Origin of the sequence: Pseudomonas sp. NPDC087639 (genome assembly GCF_044743385.1) — a bacterium.
Classification (GTDB): domain Bacteria; phylum Pseudomonadota; class Gammaproteobacteria; order Pseudomonadales; family Pseudomonadaceae; genus Aquipseudomonas.
Window position 1 is genome coordinate 309 of the sequence record NZ_JBIUWI010000103.1, and the last position, 9,981, is coordinate 10,289.

The 9,981-nt window shown below is 60.6% G+C and carries 8 protein-coding genes; all 8 read right to left on the reverse strand.

Annotated features, from left to right (window positions below; genetic code table 11):
* Positions 1-122: 122 nt before the first annotated feature.
* Positions 123-779, reverse strand: a complete 657-nt coding sequence (locus tag ACIOVB_RS25800; RefSeq protein WP_401272081.1) for an SPOR domain-containing protein — start codon at positions 777-779, stop codon at positions 123-125.
* Positions 763-2,070, reverse strand: a complete 1,308-nt coding sequence (gene folC / locus ACIOVB_RS25805) for a bifunctional tetrahydrofolate synthase/dihydrofolate synthase (protein WP_401272082.1) — start codon at positions 2,068-2,070, stop codon at positions 763-765. Before folC ends, ACIOVB_RS25800 begins: the two co-directional genes overlap by 17 nt.
* Positions 2,067-2,987, reverse strand: coding sequence for an acetyl-CoA carboxylase, carboxyltransferase subunit beta (gene accD / locus ACIOVB_RS25810; protein ID WP_016984535.1), 921 nt, complete (start codon positions 2,985-2,987; stop codon positions 2,067-2,069). Before accD ends, folC begins: the two co-directional genes overlap by 4 nt.
* 205 nt (positions 2,988-3,192) lie before the next feature.
* The gene (locus ACIOVB_RS25815; RefSeq protein WP_401272083.1) at positions 3,193-3,813 is read right to left on the reverse strand and encodes a phosphoribosylanthranilate isomerase; all 621 of its coding nucleotides are present in this window, start codon (positions 3,811-3,813) and stop codon (positions 3,193-3,195) included.
* A gap of 64 nt (positions 3,814-3,877) precedes the next feature.
* Entirely contained in the window at positions 3,878-4,768 is an 891-nt protein-coding gene (gene truA, locus ACIOVB_RS25820) for a tRNA pseudouridine(38-40) synthase TruA (protein WP_401272084.1), read from the reverse strand.
* 164 nt (positions 4,769-4,932) lie between these two features.
* Positions 4,933-7,581 (reverse strand): FimV/HubP family polar landmark protein, encoded by a 2,649-nt coding sequence (locus ACIOVB_RS25825; protein ID WP_401272085.1) that lies wholly within the window; start codon positions 7,579-7,581, stop codon positions 4,933-4,935.
* A gap of 208 nt (positions 7,582-7,789) precedes the next feature.
* Complete coding sequence (locus ACIOVB_RS25830; RefSeq protein ID WP_401272086.1) at positions 7,790-8,800, reverse strand: aspartate-semialdehyde dehydrogenase; 1,011 nt, start codon at positions 8,798-8,800, stop codon at positions 7,790-7,792.
* A gap of 248 nt (positions 8,801-9,048) precedes the next feature.
* A partial coding sequence (gene asd, locus ACIOVB_RS25835) for an aspartate-semialdehyde dehydrogenase (protein ID WP_401272087.1) occupies positions 9,049-9,981 on the reverse strand: 933 nt, incomplete at its 5' end.

The window sequence follows — 9,981 nt, forward strand, 5'->3', positions numbered from 1 at the left end:
CCAGTCAACCCAGGTAAATGGCACAGTGCAGCCTACAGACGGATAAGGCGGCGCATTTTAGCAGAGCGCATGGCTATCGGTAAGCTGCGATTTTCAGTGCATTTCAATCGAATCGATAGATCTTAGCCACGCTCGGGCTGGAAGCGCACGACAAAGCCCTTGAGGTTCTGCTGACGGCTCAACAGATCACGCAGACGATCGGCCTCGGCACGCTCGATCAGCGGCCCGACGAACACCCGATTCTTGCCATCGGCAGAGCGGATGTAAGCGTTATACCCCTGGCTGCGCAGGTTTTTTTGCAAGCTTTCGGCGCTGGCGCGACTCGACAGGCTCGCCAGTTGAACCGACCAGCTCACCGACAGACCATTGGCATCGACACGGCTTTGCGCGGCATCAGGCTTGGTCGACGCAGCAGCGATCGGCTGAGCAGGCGCCGGAATCGGCTTGGCCACCGCAGGCGGCGCAGTCGGTTTGGCGATTGCTATGGGAGCTGTCGGCGCCGGGGCAGGCGCGATCGGTGCAGCAGGTGCAGTGTCTTCTGCGACCTCTTCATCCGCTGGCACAGGTTCTTGCGGCAAAGCTTGCGGCTCAGGCACGGCCACCGATTCCAATTGCACCTGCGGCACAGAAGGGGCTTGCGGAGCAGCCGGGGCCTCGACAGTCACTTGCCGCTGTTCATCCTGACGGGAAAACAGCATCGGCAGGAAAATCACCGCCAGCGCTACCAGCACCAGCGCGCCAACCATGCGCTGCTTGTACGCTTTATCCAGCAAAGCCATTTGCCGCTTCCTCCGTGGAGCGCCGGGCCAGCCATTCAAGGGCCTCGGCGACACAATAAAATGATCCGAACAACAGAATCTCGTCGTCGCGGGTTGCGACTGCGCACTGCCCTTCCAAAGCGGCGGCAACACTGTCGTAAGACGTGACCGATGCGCCAAGGTTCTGCAAGGTCGCATGCAATTCTGCTACCGGACGCGCGCGCGGCGAATCCAGCGGTGCCACGGCCCAGTGCTGGACACTAGCATTCAATTCGCTGACAACACCATCCAGATCCTTGTCCGCCAGCAAGCCGAACACCGCCAGACGCTTGCCGACCGGAGGTCGCGAGGCCAGACGACGGGCTAAATACTCGGCCGCGTGCGGGTTATGACCCACATCCAGCAACAGATTCAGGCGCTTGCCGTTCCATTGGAACGAACGACGATCCAGCCGACCGACCACGCGAGTCGCCTGCAAGGCGGCCACAATTTGCCGGGCATTCCATGGCAAACCGAGCAGCAGATAAGCCTGCAACGCCAGCGCGGCGTTTTCCATCGGCAGATCGAGCAATGGCAAGTCGTGCAATTCGACAACCTGGCCCTGCGCATCGGTGCCGCGCCACTGCCAGTTCTGGTCAGTGATGCCAAGGTCAAAGTCGCGTCCACGCAGAAAGAACGGGCATGCCAGTTCGCGCGCTTTATCGAGCAACGGTTGCGGAGGATTCAGGTCGCCACACAAGGCAGGCTTGCCCTGGCGGAAGATACCGGCCTTCTCGAAGGCCACCGACTCACGGGTGTCGCCCAGATAATCGGCGTGATCGACGCCAATGCTGGTGACCAGCGCGATATCGGCGTCTACCACGTTGACCGTGTCCAGACGCCCGCCCAGACCGACTTCCAGCACCACCGCATCGAGCCCAGCCTGTTGAAACAGCCAGAACGCCGCCAGGGTGCCCATTTCGAAGTAAGTCAGGGAAGTTTCGCCGCGCCCGGCCTCGACCGCTGCGAAGGCTTCGCACAGCTGTGCGTCAGTGGCTTCGACACCATTGAGCTGCACCCGCTCGTTGTAACGCAGCAGGTGCGGAGAATTGTAGACACCAACGCTCAGGCCCTGCGCCCGTAGCAACGAAGCCACGAATGCGCAGGTCGACCCCTTGCCGTTGGTGCCGGTGACCGTAATCACCCGAGGCGCCGGCTGGCCCAGCCCCATGCGGGACGCTACCTGTTGCGAACGCTCCAGGCCCATGTCGATGGCCGACGGATGCAACTGCTCAAGGTAGGCGAGCCACTCGCCAAGGGTGCGCTCGGTCATAGGCCAGCAGGCACCGGCGGAACCACGATCGGCTCGATTGGCGCCGCGACGAATTTTGGCGTCGGCTTGCCAGTCATTTGGGCCAGCAGGTTACCCAGACGTGGGCGAAGTTCCTGACGGTGGATGATCATGTCGATCGCACCGTGCTCCAGCAGGAATTCACTGCGCTGGAAGCCTTCCGGAAGTTTTTCACGTACGGTCTGCTCGATGACACGCGGACCGGCGAAACCGATCAGAGCCTTAGGTTCGCCGACGATCACGTCGCCGAGCATCGCCAGACTGGCGGAAACACCGCCGTAGACCGGATCGGTCAGCACGGAGATGAACGGAATGCCTTCTTCACGCAGACGCGCCAGCACGGCCGAAGTCTTGGCCATCTGCATCAGCGAGATCAGGGCTTCCTGCATGCGCGCACCACCGGAGGCGGCGAAGCAAATCATCGGGCAACGATTTTCCAGTGCGTAGTTGGCAGCGCGTACGAAACGCTCACCAACGATGGCGCCCATGGAGCCGCCCATGAAGCTGAATTCAAACGCCGAAACCACCACCGGCATGCCCAGCAGGGTGCCACTTACGGAGATCAATGCGTCTTTTTCGCCAGTCTGCTTCTGCGCAGCGGTCAGGCGATCCTTGTACTTCTTGCCGTCGCGGAATTTCAGACGGTCAACCGGCTCCAGATCGGCGCCCAGTTCGTTGCGACCTTCGGCATCGAGGAAGATGTCGATACGCGCACGTGCGCCGATGCGCATGTGGTGGTTGCACTTGGGGCAAACGTCCAGGGTCTTTTCCAGCTCCGGACGATACAGCACAGCCTCGCAGGACGGGCATTTGTGCCACAGACCTTCAGGCACCGAGCTCTTCTTGACCTCCGAACGCATGATCGAAGGGATCAGTTTGTCTACTAACCAGTTGCTCATGCTTTCTTTCTCCAGTACCGGCGGCCCGAACGCTCTGGTTCGCAGCCCCGCGTATGCCCTTCAGCTAAATTCATGTGTGTGGCGATGATTGCTGGACAGCCACGGTCAGTGCGAAACATGACCTGCGTGCCATCCGGAAACCCTCAGCCTCGCCTGCTTTATGCAGGTGCATTGATGGACGGCGGCAGTTCGCCAGCCGTCACATTCATATCCCGCGTACAGCGTTGATAAACGCGCGAATCTTTGCGTGATCCTTGATGCCCTTGCTCGCCTCTACCCCGCCGCTGACATCGACTGCATACGGGTGAACCCGCGCCACGGCATCTGCGACGTTCTCCGGAGTGAGCCCGCCCGCCAGAATCAGCGGCTTACTCAACTCCCGAGGAATCAATGACCAGTCAAACGCCTCGCCGGTTCCGCCGGGCACACCTTCAACGTAGGTATCAAGCAATACGCCGCTGGCACTCGGATAAGCGTTGCAGGCGGCAGCAATATCATCGCCAGCCTTGACTCGCAGCGCCTTGATGTACGGACGATGCCAGCCTTCACACTCCTCAGCGGTCTCGTCACCGTGAAACTGCAACAGATCCAGCGGTACGGCATCGAGGATTTCCCCCAACTCACAGCGGCTGGCATTAACGAACAGCCCCACCGTGGTCACGAACGGCGGCAATGCCTTGATGATCGCCCGAGCCTGCTGCACGGTTACCGCGCGCGGGCTCTTGGGGTAAAACACGAATCCGATCGCATCCGCCCCAGCCTCAACGGCGGCCAGCGCATCTTCTATGCGGGTAATCCCGCAGATCTTGCTGCGAACGGCTGACATGTCGAGAAAAACTCCGAGGCAAATCCGGGAAAGTCCCGGATGGTAACAAAAGCGTTCGAGGGCGTCAGCCGTCAAGTTCCGAGAAACCCGTAAGGAAGTGTGGCCCGATAAAACGCTCGGGCAATGGGAATTCGTCGTGATACTCGACCTGCACCAGATACAACCCATATGGATGCGCCGTGACACCACCGGAACGGCGTTCGCGACTTTCCAGCACTTCCTTCATCCACTCAACTGGCCGCTCGCCAGCACCGATGGTCATCAGCACGCCGGCGATGTTGCGCACCATGTGATGCAGGAAGGCGTTGGCGCGAATGTCGAGCACGATCATCTTGCCGTGACGAGTGACGCGCAGGTGATGCATCTTCTTGATCGGCGACTTGGCCTGGCACTGGCCGGCACGGAAGGCGCTGAAATCATGAGTGCCAATCAGATACTGAGCGGCCTCGGCCATGCGCTCGACATCCAGCGGGCGGTGGTTCCAGGTGATTTCTTCGTTGAGATGCGCCGGACGAATCTGGTCGTTGTAGATGACGTAACGATAACGCCGGGCGATGGCTTTGAACCGGGCATGAAAATGCGCCGGCATGACCCGCGCCCAACTGACGCTGATGTCGTGGGGCAGGTTGATATTGGCGCCCATCACCCAGGCTTTCAGCGAACGATCGACCTGAGTGTCGAAATGCACCACTTGTCCGCAGGCGTGCACGCCTGCGTCGGTACGGCCGGCACACTGCAGGGAAACCGGCGCATTGGCGACTTTCGACAGGGCTTTCTCAAGCTCTTCCTGCACCGTCGACACACCCGTTAACTGACGCTGCCAGCCGCTGTAGCGCGAGCCTTTGTATTCAACGCCGAGCGCGACGCGGTAAAAACCGTCGGGGGCCAGTTCGGCGACCGGGTTATCTATGTTTGCCAAGGTGGGACAGCCTGCTGTTTTTGCAAAGGCGGGCATTATAGGGCCTCAAGATCAAAAGATCGCAGCCTTCGACAGCTCCTACATAAAAACGCGGATCACGATGTAGGAGCTACCGAAGGCTGCGATCTTTTGCCTCTGGAAAAACAAACAAAAACGGCAGCCTCGATAGGCTGCCGTTCTGTTGACTGCTGAACGCTGACTCAGGCCAGGTTGGAAAGCATTTCCTTCGCTTCGCCGCGCTGTTTCTCGTCACCTTCGGTCAACACTTCGTTGAGGATGTCGCGTGCACCTTCGCTGTCGCCCATATCGATGTAGGCCTGGGCCAGATCGAGTTTGGTGGCCGCTTCGTCAGTACCGGCAAGGAAGTCGAAATCATCTTCGCCCAGATCATCACCCATTGCCGCATCGGCTTCGGTGAAGGTCGGTTCGGCGATGCTTTGCGACAGACGATCCAGCTCGGCGTTGACATCGTCCAGTTCGGCAGCAAACGCATCAGGCTCGGCCGGATTGCTGTCCATTTCGTCAGCCAGCGACAGATCGAAATCGGCTGGCAGCTCCAGGTCATCCTGCGGCACGTCGGCAACGACCGGCGCCTCGACAGCTGGCAGATCCTTCACGCCTTCGTCCAGATCCAGCAGGAAGTCGTCATCGGCCAATGCCACGGGCGCAGGCTCAGCGCCAAGGTCCATGTCCAGGTCGAAGTCCGACAGATCGTCCAGATTCTCTTTGATTTCGGTCTGCTGTTGCAGCACCGACTCGAAGCTCAGGTCATCGTCCGACGGGAACTCGTCGAGCTCGATCGGAGCTTCTGGCTCGACCACTGGCGCAGGCTCAACCGGGGTAATGTTGTCGAGATCGTCCAGACTCAGATCAAACGCGCTGTCGAGATTGTCTTCAACAGGAGTCGATTCCGGCGCTTGCGGCTCATCCAGCAGCAGATCCTTGACGTACTGCGCATCCAGCTCGGCAGCAATAGCCGCTGCCGCCAGACCGCCGGCGACCGCTACGGCCATGGCCGGGAAGCGGCTTTTCAGCTCTTCGACCTTGGCGAAGTTGTCGCCATTGGCCACCAACTGACGCTCCTGAGCAACGAACGCATCACGATCACCTTGCTGACCGTAAACTTCCATCAGCTTCAGACGCAGGTCGCTGCGCTGTGGCTCAAAGCTGACGCCCTCTTCCAGCAACGCGGCTGCCTGATTCAGGCGACCGGCATTGATGTGCGACTGCGCCTTGTCCAGCACGTCGTCGGAGCGCTCGGCTGCCGGGGCAACCAGTGGCGCGGCAATCGGTTCGGCCATGACCACCGGCGCAACTACTGCTGCCGGGATTGGAGATGGCGCAGGGGTTGGCGTGTTCAGTTTGACGCTGGCGGCCGGTGTTTCCAGACCTTCAAAGCTGCTTTCCGGCAGATCCTGCTCGGCGGAGAACTCTTGTTCTTCAGCCAGGGCGCGAGCCATCCGCACATGTTTCTCGGCTTCCTGCTGAGCTTTGCGGCGACGCGCCAAAAGCAACAGCAGGAGCAGCAGAACCACAGCACCGCCACCGATCAGACCCAGCAGGATCGGATTGGTCAGCAGCTCGTTAAACGTCTTCTCGTCATCGACAACCGGTTTCGGCTCGACCACCGGAGTTTCAGCCGGTGTCTCAGCCGGCGGCGCAATAGCCGATTCCGGCGTAGGCGATGCCGCTGCCGCTTCTGCTGGCGTGGCTGGCGGAGTGGCGGCCAGTTCGGCAGTGATCGCTGGAACCGGTGCAACGGCAGGATTGGCGGCTGGCGCAGCGCCCGACCCTTCGGCCTGCATCTTCGCCAGTTGATTGTTCTTCAGTTCGATCAGCTTTTGCAGCTTGTCCAGCTGACTTTGCAGATCGGACATGCGGCTTTTCAGTTCCTCGTTGTCACGACGGGTCGTGTCGAGGCTTTCCTGGGTCACGGCGAGCTTGTTGCTCAGGGCCTTGGCATCGCCGGCCGGGCCGTTGCCGCGCGCCTTGGCGCTTTCGGCGGAGACCAGGCTCAGATTGTCCTGGGCATTGGGCGCAGCGCCGGCATTGCCGCGACCACGATTGGTCGCATCGAGTTGCTGCTGGCCAGTGCCAGGCTTGGCCACGTAACGACGCCCCTGACGCCATGCTTCGTTTTGTGCAGCGACTTCAGCAATAGCTTTCGACTGTGGCAGCGAAGTACTTTGTACCGAGTCAGGCAGACGCAGCACCTGGCCGGTTTTCAATCGATTGATGTTGCCGCCAATGAACGCATCCGGGTTCAGCGCTTGAATGGCCAGCATGGTCTGCTGCACCGAACCGCCGGTGCGCGCCTTCGCGGCGATTTCCCACAGGGTATCGCGCGGCGTGGTGGTGTATTGATTCGAGTGAGTGGCGCCAGTGGTCGGCGCAGTGACGGTTTGCGACGGTGCTGGCTGAGCGGCAGCATCTGCGGTCTGCGGCGAGAACTTCGACGGATCCAGCAGCACGCTGTAATCGCGCAGCAGACGGCCATTCGGCCACATCACCTGGACGAGGAATTTCACCATCGGTTCCGACAGTGGCTTGCTCGAGGTCACGCGCAACACGCTCTTGCCGCTGGCGTTAAGCACCGGGGTAAACGTCAGATCGTTAAGGAAGGCCTGGCGATCAACACCGGCCTTGGCGAAATCTTCCGGCGAGGCCAGGCTCGGCACCACTTCGGCAGCGGTGAGATCCTTGACGTCGAGCAGCTCGATCTCGGCCACCAGCGGCTGGTTCAGGGTCGACTTCAGGGTCAGCTCCCCGAGCCCGAGGGCATGCGCCATACCGGAGGACAGCGCCGAGGCGGCCGCTATTGCTAACACCAGTTTGCGAACTTGAACCATAGCCTCATCCTTTGTTTTAACGTTCCTCGGCCAGCGAGAAGATGTTGATTGCCGCTGCCGTAAGGCATTGCGCGCGACGACGACAGGTGTCGCGCGCGATCATTTCTTTGATGCCCCGGAAAGTCCCGGAGGGTAAAACGTTATCGAGTGCTCCGGCCAAGCATAGCGCTCACCTAGATTCAGTCGACAAATTGTTGCCAAGTATCTTTTACAGCAGGTCTTTTATCAACAATTCAGCCACCTGCACAGCATTGAGGGCGGCGCCTTTGCGTACGTTATCTGACGTCAGCCACAGATTTAGTTCCGCCGGGTCGTCGACACCACTGCGCACGCGCCCGACATAAACAACGTCCTGCCCGACCGCGTCACCAACTGCTGTCGGGTAATCACCCGCTTCGACCAGTTCGATACCCGACGCAGCTTCGAGCGCGGCATTGACCTTTTCCAGGTCCACGGCCTTCGTTGACTGCAAGGTCACGCTAAAGCTATCGCCAAAAAACACCGGGGCTTGAACGCAAGTTGCGGAAATCTTTAATAAAGGCTGCGCCAGCACCTGACGCAACTCACGCACCAGGCGTTTTTCCAGCAGCGTATGGCCTTGTGCGTCGGGGGTGCCGACCTGCGCCAGCAGGTTGAAAGCCATTTGACGGTCGAAAAATGTTGGCTCCAGCGGGCGCATGTTCAGCAGTTCGGCGGTCTGTCTCGCCAGTTCGGTCACGGCTTCGCGACCTTGGGCGGAAACGGCCAGATTGGCGGTGACATTGACGTATTGCAGGTCGATCAGATCAAGCAGCGGCGCCAGCACCACGGCGAGCGTGGTGGCCGACGGGCTTGGACTGCTGACCTGGAACGGCGCTTTCAAACCGGCGAGTACAGCGGCGTTGGCTTCCGGCACCACTTGCGGCGCCTGATCGGCCGGCAAGGCGCCGGACAGATCGATCAGCGAGCAACCGGCAGCATGAGCGCGAGCGGCGTAGCTTAGCGAGACGGCAGCACCGGCGGCAAAGAACACCAGTTTGACCTTGCTGAAATCGAACTCGTCGACTTCACGCACGCGCACGTTTTTGTTACGGAACAGCACCGAACTGCCAGCGGATTCACTGCTGGCCAGCAGGTGCAGGTTGCCGACCGGGAAGTCGCGCTCTTGGAGAATCTGTACAAGGGTTTCGCCGACAGTACCGGTGGCGCCGATCACGGCAATATCTAGGGTCTGGGTCATGGTGCGGCCTCTGGCGAAACGGGGGGAGCGGCACTTTACCGGGTGAGTGCCGCACAGGCAATTTCTGTCCGGGATTTGCGGTGCCTCGACCGGCCCCTTCGCGAGCAGGCTCGCTCCCACCTTGAAATGCATTCCCCTGTGGGAGCGAGCCTGCTCGCGAAGAGGCTGGCACAGTCGCCCGAGAAACTTAGGACATAAAAAAACCCGCGCCTCTTTCAAGGCGCGGGCTCTTTCAATGCGTCAACTGATCAACGTTCCAGCAGGATCCGCAGCATGCGACGCAGCGGTTCGGCCGCGCCCCACAGCAGTTGGTCGCCGACGGTGAAAGCACCGACGAACTGCGAACCCATGTTCAGCTTGCGCAAACGACCGACCGGAACATTCAGAGTGCCGGTGACCTTGGTCGGGCTCAGCTCCTGCATGCTGATCTCGCGCTGGTTCGGCACCAGTTTGACCCAAGGATTGTGCTGGCTGATCAGCCCTTCGATGTCGGCGATCGGTACGTCTTTGTTCAGCTTGATGGTCAGCGCCTGGCTGTGGCAACGCATGGCGCCGATGCGCACGCAGATGCCGTCGACCGGGATCGGGCTCTTGAAGCGACCCAGAATCTTGTTGGTCTCGGCCTGGGCCTTCCACTCTTCGCGGCTCTGGCCGTTCGGCAATTCCTTGTCGATCCACGGGATCAGGCTGCCGGCCAGCGGCACGCCGAAGTTCTCGGTCGGGTACGCTTCGCTGCGCATGGCTTCAGCCACGCGACGATCGATGTCGAGGATCGCGCTGGCGGGATCGGCCAGTTGATCGGCAACAGCGGCGTGAGTCGCGCCCATCTGCTTGATCAGTTCACGCATGTTCTGCGCGCCGGCACCGGAGGCCGCCTGATAGGTCATGGCGCTCATCCACTCGACCAGACCGGCCTCGATCAGACCGCCCAGGCCCATCAGCATCAGGCTGACGGTGCAGTTGCCGCCGATGTAGTTCTTGGTGCCCGCATCCAGTTGCTGGTCGATAACCTTGCGGTTGACCGGATCGAGAATGATGACCGCGTCATCGTTCATGCGCAGGCTGGAAGCCGCGTCGATCCAGTAACCCTGCCAGCCGGCTTCGCGCAGCTTGGGGAACACTTCGCTGGTGTAGTCGCCGCCCTGGCACGTCAGGATCACGTCGAGGGTTTTCAGCTCTTC

Coding starts and splice junctions, on each gene's coding strand:
- ACIOVB_RS25800 (WP_401272081.1), bottom strand. CDS start 779: ATGGCTTTGCTGGATAAAGCGTACAAGCAGCGCATGGTTGGCGCGCTG.
- folC (WP_401272082.1), bottom strand. CDS start 2,070: ATGACCGAGCGCACCCTTGGCGAGTGGCTCGCCTACCTTGAGCAGTTG.
- accD (WP_016984535.1), bottom strand. CDS start 2,987: ATGAGCAACTGGTTAGTAGACAAACTGATCCCTTCGATCATGCGTTCG.
- ACIOVB_RS25815 (WP_401272083.1), bottom strand. CDS start 3,813: ATGTCAGCCGTTCGCAGCAAGATCTGCGGGATTACCCGCATAGAAGAT.
- truA (WP_401272084.1), bottom strand. CDS start 4,768: ATGCCCGCCTTTGCAAAAACAGCAGGCTGTCCCACCTTGGCAAACATA.
- ACIOVB_RS25825 (WP_401272085.1), bottom strand. CDS start 7,581: ATGGTTCAAGTTCGCAAACTGGTGTTAGCAATAGCGGCCGCCTCGGCG.
- ACIOVB_RS25830 (WP_401272086.1), bottom strand. CDS start 8,800: ATGACCCAGACCCTAGATATTGCCGTGATCGGCGCCACCGGTACTGTC.